The sequence below is a fragment of the Sphingobacterium sp. UBA3549 genome (assembly GCF_002376635.1).
GTDB lineage: Bacteria > Bacteroidota > Bacteroidia > Sphingobacteriales > Sphingobacteriaceae > Sphingobacterium.
In genome coordinates this window covers 151,524-170,318 of the sequence record NZ_DFOE01000001.1, presented here as the reverse complement: position 1 = coordinate 170,318, position 18,795 = coordinate 151,524, and the positions used below count along the sequence as shown (strand labels likewise).

Here is an 18,795-nt window from a genome sequence, read left to right as displayed (position 1 = left end):
CCTGACTTCATTGAAGATACTAAGATAACTATAAATTCAACGAGCCTGCGTAATAATCATTGATATATTTTTGCAGCAGCCATTCATATTGTTTTACCAGCAATTGAATCTGACTGTTATCGTATTTGTTTTTTGCAGTCAAAAAAATCACTGAATTACTGTTGCCCAATTCGAAAACTACCTTGGCAATACGAAAAGACTCCGCGTAATTTTCATTTTGACTACGGAGCTGTGTAATCATGTTACTCGCATTTTGCAAATTGAAAACAGCATTAGAAGTTGCCGATCGTAAAATATTTTGCTGAATCTCTTTTTGAAATTTAGCTGACTGTAGATCTAATTTTGCCAGACGAACGTTATTGTAAACCTGCAGATGATTAAAAATCGGAACAGAAAGATTGAGCGATATATACTTTCCTACGTTATTACGCATTTGTGACCAATACGTTCCTTGAATCCCCACTTTAGAATAATTTGAGCCTAAACCGGCGCTCAGACTCAAGGATGGATAATAGAATGATTTCGCAATCTTAATATCCCGCTCCGCCACTTTGATCCGATAATCCAGGGCCTGTATATCGGGCAATTGATCAACAGCCATTTCATAGAGCTGTTTCGCGTCCAGTCGTTGTCCGCTCTCTTTTATTCCAAGATTCTCCAATTCGCCCAATTGATTTTCATCCATATTGAGTAAGGCTGCAAGCTTCACACGGCTACTGTATAGTAACTGACGATTATTTTCAATCGTATTGACATCATTTGCCAGTTGTCCTTTCAAATCAAAGTAATCTCCAGGATTAATTGCACCTTCCTTATGCATACTCTCCGCACGTCTGACCTGTTCTCGGGTTACTTCAGTCTGCATTTCCGATTGCCGCAATATATCCTGAGCAGTTAAACTTTGAATATAAGCAGTAATCACATCCAGTTTTAAGGCATTAATCTGCGTATCAAAAGTCAATTTACCGGCGGTCTTCGCGTCGGCGCGCATCCGTATATCGTGAAATAAGCGAAACCCTCTAAATATAGGCAGGCTTGCGCCCAAAGAAAAATTCCCTGTCGAATTGTTTGATGAAATATATTGAAGGGTTGAATTATCCTGAGATCTTCCAGAAGTTAGGCTGTGCTGCAGATTTGCATCTACATCGGGTAATCTATTTGCTTTAGCCTGGGCTAAATTCACCTCCGCACGCTTCACATCGAGTTCATTCTGCAATAAGGTTGGATTGGCCTTTATTGCCAACTGAACACATTCAGCTAAACTCCGTTTGGAAATTTGCTTATCGTCAGTACTTTTTACTGTTGTTGTTTGCGCCACTTTCTCTGGTAGCCGTTGCTCAGTCTGCTGCGCCTCGGTCTTTGCATAACTCAATAAAAAGCATAATGTAGTATATATATAGACTCTCTTCATATCCATTTTTTATTTTCTTGCTGACCATCGCCATGCCAAACAAATAAAACACTAAATATCAAAATGATATAAAAAGTGACTTTTGAAAAATGTTCGTTAATGAACAGTCGGTGTGCGTAGTTGGACAATTAAAATCCACAAGCATATAAATAGGAACATGATGAAGATCAAGTTCGCCCTTCACTCGTTTATTCTACGGATATTCATCGGTACTCGCACGGAGTTTATTCGGTTATAACCGAAGAAGCACCGAAGAAACACCGAACAAGTACCGAACAAGCACCGAGCAAAGTCCGAATATGGTATAATATGGATTCGGAATTTCCTTTACTTAAATAGGTTTGAAAACGCAATAAACCATTGAAAATATTGCATCTCTTGAGCAAAGCCAGCAACAACATCGTCGGATGAAATGTTACTGAATCAAACACAACCTATAGTTATATTTGATTTTTGTTCAAAACGTTTCAGTTAGCACCATAGACAGAAAAAAAAGACCGTTGTACGCCTTCGTACAAGAAGTGTCCGCTATCGAACACCAAAGGCTAGACAAAACAAAATAAAAATCTATAAATCAACACATTAAATTATTGGCACAGCTTTCATAGTTACATACCAAATTGATATTAAATTATGGACAGACCTTTAGAAAAGAAGAAGTGGAATAGCAAACGTATCATGACCATTGTAGGGGTTGCTGGCTTAGTTGGATTAATCAGCGCCAGTTTCTATTTTACATCTGGTAAAAGCAAACTCAATGTTGAAGCCGACCGCATCTCTATTGTCGAAATAAAAAATGGTAACTTTCAAGAATTTATCCCCATAAACGGTACAGTACTTCCAATTAGCAGTATATATCTTGACGCTTCTGTGGGTGGACGAGTAGAAGAAAAATTCGTAGAAGACGGCGCTATCTTAAAAAGAGGAGATGCTATCATGCGTCTATCCAATACGGATCAGGAGCTTACCTTGGTACAACAAGAAACACAAGTGCTCAATTTATTGACACAATCTCAGATTGCACAGACCAATGCTCAGCAAGCTACCATTAACAACCGCAACCAAATGGCTGATGTCGAACAGGCCTACCGAGAGGCTGAACGTGTGTATACCTTAAATAGAAAATTACTGGCGGAAAAAGCCATCGGTACACAGGAATTCGAAAAATCAAAGAACGAATATAATTATCAAAAAGAGCGCGTGAACCTGACTAAACAGATTCTCAAACAAGACGAAATTTCCAACGCACAAAAAACTAATCAGGATAAACAAACTTATCAACGTACACAAAGTGCTTTGGAACTGATGAAAAGGAAAATAGGCGACTTAATTGTTAGAGCACCCGTTGACGGACAGCTGACTTCCTTCGATGCAGAAATTGGACAAAACAAAAATGCAGGTGAACGATTGGGACAAATCGACGTTTTAACAGGGTTTAAAGTTCGCGCGGATATTGATGAACACTATATCAACCGAATTTTCCCTGATTTACAGGGAGAGTTTTCTATCGGTGACAAAACCTACAAACTTCGTATTAAGAAAGTCTATACACAAGTTACCAATGGTCGGTTCCAGGTTGACATGGAATTTGTCAATGATGTCCCCAAAGGAATCCGTCGCGGTCAGACCCTACAAATACGTCTAGCACTGAGTGATGAAACAAAAGCGTTGCTGTTGGCAAAAGGCGGATTTTATCAACAGACCGGTGGTAACTGGATCTTCAAATTGGATAAGAATGGGGGTACAGCATATCGTGTAGATATCCAGCTTGGAAGACAGAATCCCGAATATTATGAGGTTATCAAAGGCCTACAACCGGGAGATAAAGTTATTGTATCGAGCTATGAGACCTACGATAAGGTTCAAGAACTGAATATTAAAAAGTAACATTATAAAGGGGGTATCGGGAATATAAATATGCCGATACACCCTTTTATCATACGATTACAATCATGATCAAAAACTTTATTAAAACCGCAATCCGCAACCTTTGGAAAACCAAAGGTTATAGCTTTCTCAATATTTTTGGAGTAGCGATCGGGATTGCGGCGGCATCGTTGATTTTTTTATGGGTTGAAAACCAGTTGAGCTACAACGATAACTTTGCCAACAAAAAGGATATCTACATTGTCAAATCAAAACAGACTTACGATGGGGCCACCTATGTATTTGAATCAACCCCGGGGCCTTTCGCTCAAAGCATAGCGAAAGAGATCCCAGGCATCAAGCATGCCGTGCGCATAAGCTGGAATTCACCCATGCTATTTTCTGTCGGAGACAATAATATATTTCAAAATGGTGTATATGCCGATGGGAGCATAGCCGATGTGCTATCCTTAGTATTTCTTGAAGGAGACCGAAAGACAGCCTTTGATCAAGTCAATAACATTGTATTATCAGAAACTGCAGCGAAGAAATTATTTGGTAACCGCCCGGCATTGGGAAAAACTGTCAAAACAAACAATACTGAACCATTTATTGTTGCAGGCGTAATCAAGGATCTACCCAAAAATAGCAGCTATGATTTTCAATGGCTGATTCCTTTCAAAAAGTTTGAAGCTGGTCAGGATTGGTTGGAAAACTGGGGAAACAATGGTGTACAAACATTGGTTCAGGTCGAAGATAATGCCAATGTTGATCGGATCAACAAACAGATGATGGATTTTGTCAAAAACAAGACCAATGGTGAAGTCTCCTTCTCACAGAATTTTCTCTATCCAATGGAACGTTGGATTACCTACAATCAGTTTGATAACAGTGGTATTGAAAAAGAGGGTGGTATCAAGAATATTCGGCTATTTACCTTTATCGCTTGGGTTGTCTTATTAATTGCCTGCATCAATTTTATGAATCTCGCAACCGCAAGATCAGAAAAAAGAGCAAAAGAAGTTGGGATGCGCAAAGTGGTTGGTGCAAGTCGCAAATCGCTCATTATGCAATTTTTGGGAGAATCCGTTGTTTTGGCAATTATTTCCTCTCTTGTTGCTATATTACTAATCTATATCTTCATCAGGCCGTTCAACACCATGATAGGCCAGGATCTTCAGGTTAATCTTTTAGCCCCCTCACACCTGCTATTTTTAACGACAATAACATTAGCATGTGGATTATTTGCAGGTAGCTATCCCGCATTTTTCCTTTCGGCATTCAAGCCGCTTTCAACGATCAAAGGGGCAAAACAGAAGGCCGGTAGCGGAAGTTTCGTCCGTAAAGGGTTGGTCATCCTACAATATACAGCCTCAGTTGTGTTAATTATCTGTACCATTATCATCTACCAACAGATTCAGCACAACAAGAACAGGGATCTCGGTTTTGACAAGAGTCAGGTGTTGACTACAGCGCTACAAGGTGATATGGCCAAACATCTGCCGCTCATTAAGAATCAATTATTAGCAACAGGAGTTGTGCAAGGAGTCGGTGTCAGTGACATGAGTATTCTCAATATCAACTCCAATACTTCGGGTTTTAGCTGGGAAGGAAAAGATCCAAATGCCAGTATTTTAATTGGCATGTTACGTTCGGACGAAGGACTCATTCCGGCTTTAGATCTAAAGCTATTTGACGGTAGAAACTTCCATCAAAATTTTATAGGTGATAGCACCTCGGTTGTCATCAACGAAGCATTTGCAAAAATGATCAAAAAGGATGGCCTTGTGGCCGGTAATATCATCAGTTACGGTGGGGAAAAATTCACCATCGCCGGTGTCGTTAAGAACTTTGTTTATAACAATGTGTATGCTGATCCTGAGCCAATGCTGTTTCTGCCGATGAACAGAGATGATGGCATCATGACCATCAAGACAAAGGCTGGAGTCGATTTACCGGATGCAATTCAGCAAATCGAGAAGATCATCACCAAAAATAATCCTGGTTTTCCTTTTGACTACAAGTTTTTGGACGATAGCTTCAACACTAAATTTCAAGCCGAGCTTTTTGTACAACAACTATCCAGCGTATTTGCCATCATGTCCATTATTATTTCCTGTTTGGGACTCTTTGGTCTGGCGGCCTACGCCACCGAACAGCGTGCCAAGGAAATCAGCATCCGGAAAGTTTTGGGTGCCTCAGTTTCGAAACTCATCCAAATGCTCAATCGTGAATTCGTCATTCTAGTGGCAATATCATGCATCGTTGCGTTTCCTATTGCGTGGGTGATCATGAATAAATGGTTAACTAACTATGCACATCATATTGATATTTCCTGGACCATTTTTATCATCAGCGGTTTGACAGCTATTATCATTGCCTTATTGACCATCAGTTCACAGGCATTTAAAGCAGCGATAGCTAATCCGACTAAAACGTTAAGAGATCAGTAAAAAATTAAAAAGAATTTAATAACAGAACAGGATACATCCAAAGCAATTTTGCCAAGGATCCAAAACATAAAAACCATGAGCACAAAAAATATGATCAAAATCACCAACCTTCAAAAGTATTACCGCACAGAAGAAGTTGAAACCGTAGCCTTAAACAACCTCAATATTCATGTTAAAGAGGGAGAATTTGTTGCTGTAATGGGGCCTTCAGGCTGTGGAAAATCGACGTTACTCAATATTATTGGGTTATTGGATGATCTGGATGAAGGAAGTTACCTGTTCAATGACATTGAGGTAGCCAAATTCAAAGAACGTGGTCGTTCAGATCTTCGTAAACATAATATCGGTTTTGTATTCCAAAGCTTCAATTTGATTGATGAACTCACTGTATTTGAAAACGTGGAACTTCCTTTGGTTTATACCAATGTTCCAGCAGCAGAGCGCAAAAAAAGGGTCGAAGAAGTATTGGAAAAAGTGCAGATCATGCACCGTCGCAATCACTTCCCGCAACAGCTTTCCGGTGGTCAACAGCAACGTGTTGCTGTCGCCCGTGCCGTTGTTAATAATCCCAAACTGATCTTGGCGGATGAGCCTACAGGTAACCTAGACTCCAATAATGGTAACGAAGTCATGCAGCTCCTGACAGAATTGAACGAAGCCGGCACAACTATCGTCATGGTAACACACAGTGAACACGATGCCAAGTTTTCTGACCGTGTAATCCGCATGCTAGACGGACAAGTCATTATGGAAACAACCTCGGTATAAAACAACTCATATATAACCAAGATATTAATCCTAATAACCTATAGATGATGAGCACGATTAAATTAATTTTCAGACAATTATGGCGCAACCGTCTTTTCACATTTTTAAATGTATTTGGGCTTGCCATCGGAATAAGTGCCTGTTGGCTTATTTTCCGTATCGTCAATTATGAATTTAGTTTTGACCAGCATCATCCAGAAAGTGAGCAGATTTACAAGGTCCATACCTCCTATGAAGAAAAGGATAAATTAGATCATTTCGATGGTGTTCCCGCACCATTACCGGCATATATCAAGGAAAACTTTGTCAATGTTGAACTGACAGTACCCATCTTTAAACAATACTTCGAGCGGATCAGTAATCAGGGTGGTGGCCAGAAAATAGAGTTTGAAGATCAGTCCGAAATCATCGGCACCACAGCAGAATATTTCAAAATGACACCTTATGTTTGGTTAGCTGGCAACCCAAGAAATATACTACAAAATAGCCATGAAGTCGTCCTGACGGAATCGCGTGCGAAATTGTATTTTCCAAATATGCCCGTAGATCAAATCGTAGGAAAGACATTGTCCTACGATAGTACACTGTACAATGTCGCTGGTGTTGTAAAAGATTTAGCTCATCCCAGCAGCTTTTTGGCTAAAGAGTTTATCCGGATTCCAGAAAAGGAATGGCAGAGTACAAATTGGAACAATTCAAATTCAAATTGGCAGCTCTTTATTAAAGTAAAATCATCTGCTTCTCTCCCAAACATGATCCAAACAGCCGACAAAAAAGTCTATGAGATGACACATGCTGAATTTGATAAGTTTGGATTTAAAATGCACATCAATACCGTCCCTTTAAAAGACTTACACTTTACATCTTACGCTCAAAATAACGTGGATAAGAAAATAATGTATGGTCTTATTGGTATTGGTGTATTCCTGCTGTTACTTGCCTGTGTCAATTACATCAATCTTGCTACCGCGCAAATTCCACAACGCGCTAAGGAAATTGGTATCAGAAAGACCTTAGGAGAAAGTCAAAAGAGAATTACAACGTTCTTTTTACTAGAAACATTTTGTATCACCGCTTTTTCGGTACTTTTATCTTGGCCTTTACTGCTCGTAGTTCAAACAATTTTATCCGCCTATATTCCGGATCAACTTAAGTTGTATCCCGATCCGTGGGGCGTTTCGCTCTTTCTAGCAATACTTACAATTACGATCACTTTCATTTCCGCGGGTTATCCGATCTTATTAACAAACAAAATCAAGATTGTTGAAGTCATTAAAATCTCACACGCGCAAAGTCTCAAATTTGGCAATCTATCTTTTCGAAAAATGCTCATTATTTTTCAATTCTTGATTGCGCAACTCTTTGTTATTTCAACTTGCATCATTGGTTTACAGCTGAAACATGCACTTCAGAACAACCCTGGTTTTGATAAGGACGCTATTGTCACCCTACGTTTTCCAAGTAAAAGCTATCAGGATAGCCATGTTGATCCATTTGTTTTCAAACAGGCGATTAAACACATCGCAGGCGTAGAGCAGGCTTCCTTGGGGCATCTGCCCATGAGTAGCGAACATTGGGGAAATGCCTTGTTTGCAAAAAGTGATACGGGACAGGTACAAGCCGATGTGCAAATGAAGTTTGTCGACCAAGATAACTTTAAGCTCTATAATTTTAAAATGCTTGCTGGCCGCCCGCTGCAATTGGCCGATACGAGCACAGGCATCGTGTTAAACTTAGCCAGTGTCCAAAAATTAGGTTTTAAATCTGCTGAACATGCTGTAGGGAGCTTTGTTACGTACACAGATAAACAGCGTCAGATTGTGGGGGTAACGGACAATTTTCATACAAAAAATCTCCATGCAGCCATTCAACCTGTCGTCATGCTGAGTTCCATTAAAAAATGGGAATTAAGCAGAATAAGTATCAAACTCAACACTAACTCAACTACCTGGCCGGAAACTTTAAAACAGATTGAGAAACAATGGAAAAAATACTATCCAAAAGCCCCATTTAAATATGATTTCTATGATCAGCAAATCAAAGAACTTTATAGCAGTGATCTAAAATTCTCGAAGATCATCAATCTATTTACGTCGACGACAATTCTCATCAGCTGCCTGGGATTGATCGGTTTGGTTACGATCACCACGGTACAACGTACAAAAGAAATTGGTATTCGAAAAGTGTTGGGAAGTACAGTACTGGGAATTATTGGATTATTATCAAAAGATTATGTCAAACTTATACTCATTTCTATTTTGATTGCTACCCCAATTGCTTGGTGGGCGATGCACAAATGGTTGGATGATTTTGCGTATAGGATAGATCTATCCTGGTGGATGTTTATTATTCCGGCTGCCGCAACCTTACTTATTGCATTTTTTACAATGAGCTACCAATCCATAAAAGCAGCACGTGCAAACCCGGTCGATAGTTTAAGAGATGAGTAAGAAGATAAAGAAGATCAATAAGAATCAATACAACTAATACCCGTCCTTATGATAAAGAATTATTTAATAACCGCAATTAGAGAATTAAAGAAAAGGAAATTCTATACCGCTATTAATATTCTAGGTCTATCAGTCAGTCTTACGGCCGCTATATTAATTATCTTTTGGGTACAGGATGAAAAGAGCTTTGATAAATTCCATCCAGATTTTGAACAGATTTACAAAGTCAATTCTCATTTGGATCCCGAGCACAATGGTTCGATATGGGGGACATCTCCGGGGCCTATAGCAAACTATGCACAAAACGTACCAGAGGTAGATTACGCAACGCGTGTTTCACAGGATTACAATACCACATTGGTCAATGACAAACTAAAACGTCCGGTAACTGATATCAACATCTATTATGTAGATGGTAATTTTTTCAAGATGTTTCATTTTCCATTACGAGAGGGCTCCCTCTCAGGTTTTCAGGAAAATTATAAACAGGCACTAATAACCCCATCGACAGCCGAAAAACTCTTTAGTACGCAAAAAGTCATTGGAAAAACTTTCCGTTACCAAAAAGATCTCTTCACTGTAGCCGGTATCCTAAACGATATTCCACAAAACTCCTCGATGCAATTTGATGTCGTTATTCCACTGGGGTATTATGCACAGCGTTTTACAAACTGGGGCGGTAACGGTCAATGGAAAACAATCGATGAAGATATGGGTAACTATAGTTTTTCAACGTATATTAAAGTCAAACCTCATGCTTCTGTAGCACTTATCGGAAAATCAGTTACAGACACTTACACCAAAGCCCGCAACGGTGAAAACTCGACTATATTTGTTTTAGACCCACTTAAAACCATGCATTTGATCGCTCCTAACGGAAATAAATCAACACTTCGCATGGTTCAGATTTTTGGGATCATTGCGATACTGCTCCTAATGATCGGTGCGGTAAATTATGTCAATCTAAGTACTGCAAGGGCATTGGACCGGGCAAAAGATGTTGGTATCCGCAAGATAATCGGCGCCAACCGTTTCCATTTATTCCTACAATTTATCACCGAAACTATTGTTGTATTTCTTTGTTCACTATTGATCGCTTTCATCCTTATAGTGATCCTTCATACCGGATATAATCAGATCGCACAAAAATCAATCAGTCTATCTTTCCATAACACGACGATATGGCTATATATTGGGGCAGCAATTATAGGCACATTGGGACTGTCCAGTATATATCCTGCGGTACAGCTTTCGTCATTCAATCCCATTCAGTCGTTAAAAGGAAAATCAGTAAAAGGCGTTTCCTCAAATACCATGCGTAAAATATTGGTGGTTTTCCAGTTTACGCTCTCCGTGAACCTTATTGTATGTACTTTGGTGATCCGAAATCAATTGGCTTTTATCCAGAAGATCAACCTCGGTTATGACAGAGATCATGTACTAACACTTGGTCTTCCTGAGGAGGCTTACAAACATATGGACGCGATACGTGCTGAACTAAAAAGCAATGAAGCGATACAAGGGGTTTCCCTATCAAGTTTATACAACATGACCGATTTTGGAAATGCTACAAGCGATATAGATTGGCCAGGTAAGTCCAAAGACAACAAATTAATTGTTGCTCAAGCCAAAATTGACGAGGATTTTATTCCTTTGATGAACATACAATTCCTCGAAGGAAAGAACTTTAGCGGCATGCCAGTTGATTCCTCCGGCTATATCATCAACGAGACCTTGGCGAAACAAATGGGATTAAAACCGCCTTACGTGGGATCCACTATGAGTTTCCACGATTTCCCTGGACAAATTATTGGTGTTGTGAAAGACTTCCACTTCAAATCCATCAAAGATAAAATAGGTCCAATGGTCTTCTGGACGCGCTGGGGATCGGGCACGCTTTATGTTAAAACGAGTACGAAAAAAGCGTCTGAGGCCATTAAAGCTTTAGAAAAGATCTATAACCGATATCCATCAGATGCTCCTTTTAACTATACCTTTATTGATCAGCAATTTGACAATCTATATAAATCCGAGCAGCGTACAGGTTTGTTGTTCAATATTTTCGCGGGCATCGCCATTTTTATATCTGCGTTAGGGCTGTTTGCATTGGCAACTCACGAAGCGCAAATGCGTGTAAAGGAAATCGGTATCCGTAAAGTTCTTGGCGCTAGCACCTTTGGTGTCGTCCGGCTATTGGGGAAAAATTTTGTGTTGCTCGTCTCGATTTCTATTCTGATTGCCTGCCCTATTGCAGTTTACCTGATGAAACAATGGTTAAGCAATTTTGCCTACAAAACGGATCTAGAGGTGCAAACATTTGTCTTCGGTGGTATCTTGGCCTTGATGATCGCCATTATTACCGTTAGCTACCAAGCTGTCCGGGCAGCTTTATCTAATCCGGTCGATAGTTTAAGAGATGAGTAAAAGCTGGAATATAAGAAACTAATTGATTGTCAAACACACTGCAATTTAAGAAATTGAGCTATGATCAAAAACTATATAAAAATAGCCTGGCGCAATATCTCTAAAAATAAAGGATATTCGACCATAAACATAATTGGATTAGCAATAGGATTAGCCTGCTGCCTATTAATAGCGATTTATGTACAAAATGAATTGTCTTATGACAAATACCATGTGAATAAAGATCGAATTTACCGCATCGTCCATGACTATAAGGATGTAAGCAGTACAGAGCAGCATCAGATCTGGGGCAATGCACCCGTCGGTGATGCTATCAAGGCTGATTTCCCCGAAGTAGAGAAGGTCGTTCAATTTTCAGGGCAAACGTCTATCCTACTCAAAAAAGGCGATAAAAGATTCCAAGAGGAAAATGTATTTTTCATGGATTCTACTGCTTTTGATGTCTTCAGTTGGAAGGTTTTAGCCGGCGACCCGCATACAGCCTTAAATAATGCCTATTCTGTCGTATTGACAGAAAGCACTGCTAAGAAATATTTCGGCGATCAAAATCCCATTGGCAAAACGCTTGAAGGGGGCTTAGCCGCGGGCCGTGCCGAAGCCGGTTTATATACGGTAAAAGCAGTAATAGCCGATGTACCTCCCAACTCGCACTTTACATTCGATGCACTGCTCTCGATGAGTACATTTCGAAAAGCAAGACCGGAAGTCTTTGACAAAGAAGGTTGGGATTATGTAGACTTCTACACCTACTTTCTGGCTCCAAAAGACTTTGACCCTGTTAAATTCAATCAAAAGATACCCGATTTTCTCAAGCGTCATATCCCAACAAACCAAAACGCCAACGTAAAATACAATTTCCATATTGAACCACTTCTACAGGCTTACATGCACTCGTCTGCGGATCGTCAGCCCGGCACCAATGGAAGCTATCAGAATTTATACATATTCAGCATTATTGGCGGATTCATATTACTGATCGCCTGTGTGAACTTTATGAATCTGGCTACATCAAGGTCAATGGAAAGAGCAAAAGAAGTCGGCGTCCGAAAAACGATAGGCGCGAGCAAAAGCAATCTGATCTTTCAGTTTATGTCTGAATCATTGGTTCTTGTATTCGTTAGTAGTATTTTGGCGATAATGCTTGTTATAGCCTTTCTCCCCTTTTTGGAAGCATTCTCGGGCAAACATCTTAATTATTCGTCCCTGCAAAATGGGACGACCTGGGCAATATTCCTATTCACTACCCTTCTTACAGGACTTCTTGCTGCCAGCTATCCCGCGTTGATTCTAGCAAATTTCAAACCGATTGCAGTACTTAAAGGAAGTTATAGCAACAGCAAAGGGGGTACATCGTTACGTCGGGTATTAGTGGTTTTTCAATTTTGCCTTTCTATTGCGCTCATTGCAGGTACAGTCGTCGTCTTTTCTCAACTAGATCAATTACAGCAACGAGATCTTGGATTTCAAAAAGATCAACGGCTTGTGATAGATTATAATTTCGATGATAAGGTAAACAATAATCTGGAAGCGATAAAATCTACACTAGCAAAAGATAAAGATGTTTTGTCTGTCACTGCATCACGTACGGTACCGGGAACATTTTTTCCAAATGCAGGAACAGAAATCATGTCAGCAAACGGAACAATGCGTCAATTTGCTCCTTTCTTATATGAAGTCGATGTTGACTTTATTCCTAATATTGGTCTGCAAATGGCCGCAGGGCGTGCCTATTCCAGAGATTTCCCAGCGGATACGGCCCATTCACTTGTTATCAATGAATCTGCTGCAAAACAATGGGGCTATTCAAATCCACAAGATATTATTGGCAAACAATTTCGTCAATGGGGAAGAGAAGGAACGGTTATCGGTGTAGTGAAAGATTTCAATTACCTTTCTTTACATCGTAAGATTGAGCCTTTAGCTTTGCGACTTGAACCAAGCAGCAGCCGGTATTTAACGGTGAATATCCAACATGTAAACCAGCCTGAGACCGTTGCCAGAATCGGCAAGCTGTGGAATGAACTTGTACCAAACCGTCCATTTTTATATAGCTTTCTTGACGACAATTTCAATCGACAATATGAAGCGGATTTTAATTTTAGAAGACTTTTTACAGCCTTCTCCGGACTGGCACTTTTTATTGCCTGTTTAGGTTTATTGGGACTTGTTACGTATACAGCCCAACAGCGTACCAAAGAAATCGGCGTACGGAAAGTCCTCGGTGCTTCCATCTATCATTTAATCCTTCTACTCTCTTCGGACTTTATCAAGTTGTTGGCTGTGGCCTTGCTCATCGCAACTCCCCTATCTTGGATGGCAATGAAAAAGTGGCTGGACAATTTTGCTTATCATATTGACCCACAGTGGTGGATGTTTGTCTTCGCCGGTTTCTCAGCTATTTTGGTCGCCCTAGTCACGGTGAGCTATCAAACGTTGAAGGCCGCAAGAGCCAACCCTGTAGATAGCTTACGGGATGAATAAATAGTATAAATAAAGCATATTTGGTAGAACAACACGATATACATCAGCAACAGAAAAACCCATACGATCATGTTAAAGAACTATATGAAGACAGCTTGGCGAACGATCATAGCAAACCGATTTTTCAGTATCCTCAATATTAGTGGACTGGCCATAGGTGTCTGTGTATCGCTATTGTTGTTCGCATTTACTCGGCAGGAACTAAGTTTTAATACTATGTACCCAAAAGCTGACAATATCTACCGGGTCTACATGAAACTATCTGCAGCATATAATGAGGAGAAAATGCTTACACTCCCTAATGCGGTGGGACCAACTTTAAAATCGGACATTACCCAGGTAGATAATATGGTTCGTCTGGTAAAAGACGGTTATGGTGCAACGGCTTCCATCGGCACCGGAAATGATAATTTCTCTGAAAAACAATTATACTTAGCAGATTCGACGCTGTTCTCGATATTTGATTTTCAATTTATTGAAGGAAATGCGCGTACTGCTTTTTCAAATAAAAAAAGCATCGTCCTATCCCAATCATCGAAAGAGAAGCTATTTGGTAAACATGAAGCTGTAGGAAAAATAATCACTATCAATCAACGAGATACCGTTCAGGTCACCGGAGTCTTCAAAGATCTTCGAGCTAATAGCACATTAGATTGTAACATGGTCATGAATATTATGGATTCTTGGATGGGTCAAAATGTACACTGGAGCAATGCAAGTTACGAAACTTATATTCTATTGAAAAAGGGCGCAGATCCAGGCTCTATTGCACAAGAAGCTACTAAATTGATTGATAAGTATGTCGAAAAGGACAACCAATATTATACACAATTTTTCCTACAACCGTTATCAGCAGTACACCTCTATTCAGCAGATCTTACAAGTGGAGTTACTACACGTTCTGGAAATATAACCATCATTAGAACATTATCAGTCCTTGCCCTTCTCGTGATTATAATTGCATGCATCAATTATATGAATCTTGCGACAGCCAAATCACAGAAAAATGCAAAACAGGTTGGAGTCAATAAAGTACTTGGCGCTACCCGTCGGCAGCTCATTATCCGTTTTTTTGTAGAAACGGCAACAATTAGCCTTTCAGCTATGCTTATTGGATTCGTCCTTGCCATCATACTTATTCCTGCGTTCAATTTAATCGGTAAGACCGATATGACAATTCAGCATCTGTTGAATTGGAATATGTTAGGAATATTGGCTATAGCATGGCTAGTCATTACGTTGGTTGCAGGTAGCTATCCCGCATTATTCCTTTCAGGCATTAAATCAATCTCTTTAATGAACAAAGGATACAATAAACAGGGGCAAACAATATTAATCCGACAAATATTGGTTGTATGCCAGTTTTCTATTTCGATCGTACTCATTATCGGTATTATCATTATGCTCACACAAATGAACTTTATCCGCAACAAAGATTTGGGTTATGAGCCCGAAAATGTTGTATCCATTTCAATTCGATCTATAAAAAATAAAGAAAAGTTGAATACCCTAGGCCAACAAGTACAAAACCTGAACAATACCGTTTCCACTACTTTCGCACAATCTATACCCGGATTCAATGAAAGTGGTAAATCAACTTATAGATTTACGACTGACAAGCAGGGCTTACCCACACTGAGCTGCGTCACCTATGGCAAGACAATCAATACTCTAGGACTAAAATTACTTGCGGGGACAGATTTACCAAATGTTATCGGGCGTACAGACTCAACGTGTTATGTATTGATCAACGAAAAAGTAATGAAGTTTTTAGGTTATAAAACACCCGAAGAAGCAATAGGTAAACATATCATTACAGAAATGAGTGCGACTAATTCCATCATATCAGGTGTTGTTCGAGATTTTAATTATGCTAACCTAAAATCTGAGATCGGTGGATATACTTACTATACAATGAATGCTTCTTCTGAATCACCCCGTAATTTATTAATACGGTATAAAACCACAGATTTGCAAACTTATATCGAGGAGTTAAAAAAAATCTATACAGCTATTGTCCCTGACGCCGCTTTTGACTTCTCTTTTTTAGATCAACATGTACAGGATCAATATGAAAATGAAATTCGCTCGTCCAATATCATGACGCTATTTTCTTTTCTGACGCTATTTATTGCCTGTTTAGGTTTACTAGGACTAGCGGCATATACAGCTGAATCAAAAAGTAAAGAGATCGGTATCCGTAAAGTTTTAGGTGCAAGTATCAGCGGTATTATTCATTTACTGTCTGCCAGCTACATCAAATTGATCTGTATAGCATTTCTTATTGCAGGACCAATTGCATATTACCTATTTAATAGTTGGCTAGATAATTTTGTATACCATATCGAGATGCCGTGGTGGGCCTACGGGGTCGCGATAATGACAGTTACCCTTGTGGCATTTATTACCATTGGGTTTCAAACGTTCAAAGCTGCATTACTAAATCCTGTAAATAGTTTGCGGGACGAATAACAACACTAGATTATCAAATTGGGGTTTAAAAAAAGAAATAACAATGATTGTAAATTCACTTAAAACGGCGTATCGTTTCTTAAAAAAACATAAGTTGATCACGTTCATCAATATTACTAGTCTCGCTATTGGAATTACGGCTACGTTGGTTATTTTCCTCATGATTCAATACGACTATAGTTTTGATAACCATGTACCAGGTAAAGAACGAGTATATCGTGTGGTTAACAATGGCGAATTTAAAAATGCTGGTGTCTACGTCCCATTGGTTCGTACGATGGAAGCAGAACTCCCAAACGTAGAAACGGTAGCCCCGATCTACCGCAGCCATATCCAAAAACTTAAAGTTTCTTTGGCAACCAATCAATTCCAGACTTTCCCTAAAGAACAGAAGATGGTATTTACCAACAGTCAATATTTCGATATTTTCCCTTCGAAATGGTTAGCTGGCAGCGCACAAGCTTTAAATTCCTCGGGCAATATTATTCTTACACAGACAACATTAGAAAAGTTTTATGGCAAAGAACTTCCATCCAATGTAATGGGTAGAACGATTATTTATGCGGATAGTATCCCGCTTCAAGTCGCTGGAGTGATTGAAAATCCGCAACATAATTCGGATTTCAATTTTGAAAGTTTCATTGCTGATGCGACGATCCCTATTGACAATAATTTAAAGAACATATATAACTGGGAAGCCTGGAATAGCATATCCGACTCCCATCAAGTACTTATCAAAACAAAAGCCCACAGCAATCCGCATCTACTGGAGCATAATATTGCAAATCTCCTTAAAAAATATAAATACAAAGAAGGAGAAAAGATCAGCGATAAGATGGAATTGCAAGCCTTAGGAGAGGTACATTTTGATACGCGATTTAATTATGATGCGACCCACCCCGAAGCACTACGCAACCTCATTCTACTGGCCTTGTTCCTCTTGGCACTCGGTGCGGTAAATTTCATCAATCTATCCACTGCGCAATCCATCGAAAGAGCGAAAGAAGTGGGTATTCGCAAAACCCTAGGCAGTTCTAAAACGACATTGATTAAACAGTTTTTGATCGAAACTTTTCTCATAAGTTTGACGGCAACATTATTTGCTATTTTATTGCTTCCCTTGTTTTTACATGTCTTCGAAGGATTTATTCCAAAAAACCTGAGCATAGAACGCTTGGACAAGACCGTTATTGTTTTGTTCCTATTGGGGCAATTGATCTTAGTCACTTTACTTGCAGGATTCTACCCTGCCTGGGTACTGACAGGATATGCGCCGGTGCTGGCGCTCAAAAATCAACTTGGGAAAAACACCAACCTTTCCCGAAGTGCATGGATACGTAAAGCGCTGACCATCTTTCAATTTATCATGGCCCAAGCGTTCCTTATATGTGTACTTATCGTTGTTCGCCAAATCAACTACGCCATTCATAGAGATATGGGCTTTCAGAAAGATGCCATTGTTAATATCTATATTCCGGGAGCTTTTCAAAATTCCGCTAAAGGCGTCATTCTCAAAAACGAGCTTAAGAAGTTAAAAGATGTCAAAGCAATCAGTTTTGGGAACATCGCTCCAGCGATGAACGGCTGGATGACCACTGCAATCTCCTACGATCAATCGCCCGACAAGGAATCCTTGACTTTTGATAGTCGATCGGGTGATGATAACTATTTAGACGTTTATCAGATTCGGCTTTTAGCAGGAAGGAATATACGCCTATTGGATTCAACCAGTGAAATGTTGATCAATAGAAAAGGCCTTGAACTCCTACATATCAAAAAACCACACGATGCCATTGGTAAAACCTTCGAAAATGGACATAACATCATTGTTGGTGTGATGGAGGATTTTGATCTTGCTTCAGCGCGACAAGGAGTTAAACCGGTTGTTTATATGGGTAGTAAAGAAGGTTATGTACTCCATATCGCATTGGATCAATCGCATCCTGAAAACTGGAAAAATGCGATCGATAAAATAACGTCTAGTTATAAATCGGTTTTCCCCGATGATGAATTGGATCTACGATTTGTGGACGAGGTAATCCAAAACTTCTATTCACAAGAAAAGCAGCTTTCCAAGCTTTTATCCTGGGCAGTGGGACTTTCTGTAATCATCGCTGGACTGGGTTTATTCGGACTTGCCATCTTCACGGCAAATCAACGCACAAAGGAAATTGGAATCCGTAAAGTATTGGGGGCATCTGTTTTCCAGATCACATTCCTACTGCTTCGAAATTTGCTATCACTGGTTGCGATAGCATGTATAATAGCTTTTCCAATTGCCTATTATTTTATGCATAATTGGCTTAATGATTTTGTCTACCGAACGACAATCAGTCCCTGGATTTTTGGGCTTTCCGCCGTGGGATTGATTGCATTTGCGAGTATTGTACTTTCAACCAAAAGTGTCTTTGCAGCAAAAGCAAATCCAATAAATAGTTTAAGGGACGAATAGAACAGTTGATAAATAATG

The 18,795-nt window shown here is 39.6% G+C and carries 9 protein-coding genes; 8 read left to right on the top strand and 1 reads right to left on the bottom strand.

Annotation, left to right across the window (positions count from 1 at the left end):
• Positions 1–28: 28 nt before the first annotated feature.
• Complete coding sequence (locus tag B2W36_RS00705) at positions 29–1,411, bottom strand: TolC family protein (RefSeq protein ID WP_293886123.1); 1,383 nt, start codon at positions 1,409–1,411, stop codon at positions 29–31.
• Between the two features lie 633 nt (positions 1,412–2,044).
• Here B2W36_RS00705 and B2W36_RS00700 point away from each other — a divergent pair.
• From B2W36_RS00700 to B2W36_RS00665, 8 genes are all read left to right on the top strand, one after another.
• On the top strand, positions 2,045–3,298 hold the full coding sequence (locus B2W36_RS00700) for an efflux RND transporter periplasmic adaptor subunit (protein WP_293879652.1): 1,254 nt from the start codon (positions 2,045–2,047) through the stop codon (positions 3,296–3,298).
• A gap of 65 nt (positions 3,299–3,363) precedes the next feature.
• Positions 3,364–5,730 (top strand): ABC transporter permease, encoded by a 2,367-nt coding sequence (locus tag B2W36_RS00695; RefSeq protein WP_293886122.1) that lies wholly within the window; start codon positions 3,364–3,366, stop codon positions 5,728–5,730.
• A gap of 90 nt (positions 5,731–5,820) precedes the next feature.
• Entirely contained in the window at positions 5,821–6,498 is a 678-nt protein-coding gene (locus tag B2W36_RS00690; protein WP_293879663.1) for an ABC transporter ATP-binding protein, read from the top strand.
• Between the two features lie 44 nt (positions 6,499–6,542).
• Positions 6,543–8,948, top strand: a complete 2,406-nt coding sequence (locus tag B2W36_RS00685; RefSeq protein ID WP_293886121.1) for an ABC transporter permease — start codon at positions 6,543–6,545, stop codon at positions 8,946–8,948.
• 48 nt (positions 8,949–8,996) lie between these two features.
• The gene (locus tag B2W36_RS00680; RefSeq protein ID WP_293886120.1) at positions 8,997–11,372 is read left to right on the top strand and encodes an ABC transporter permease; all 2,376 of its coding nucleotides are present in this window, start codon (positions 8,997–8,999) and stop codon (positions 11,370–11,372) included.
• A gap of 60 nt (positions 11,373–11,432) precedes the next feature.
• A complete protein-coding gene (locus B2W36_RS00675) occupies positions 11,433–13,853 on the top strand; it encodes an ABC transporter permease (RefSeq protein WP_293886119.1) in 2,421 nt (806 codons plus the stop codon).
• Positions 13,854–13,922: 69 nt separating this feature from the next.
• A complete protein-coding gene (locus B2W36_RS00670) occupies positions 13,923–16,325 on the top strand; it encodes an ABC transporter permease (protein ID WP_293886118.1) in 2,403 nt (800 codons plus the stop codon).
• A 43-nt stretch (positions 16,326–16,368) separates the two neighbouring features.
• Positions 16,369–18,777, top strand: coding sequence for an ABC transporter permease (locus B2W36_RS00665; RefSeq protein WP_293886117.1), 2,409 nt, complete (start codon positions 16,369–16,371; stop codon positions 18,775–18,777).
• The last annotated feature ends 18 nt before the right edge of the window (positions 18,778–18,795 follow it).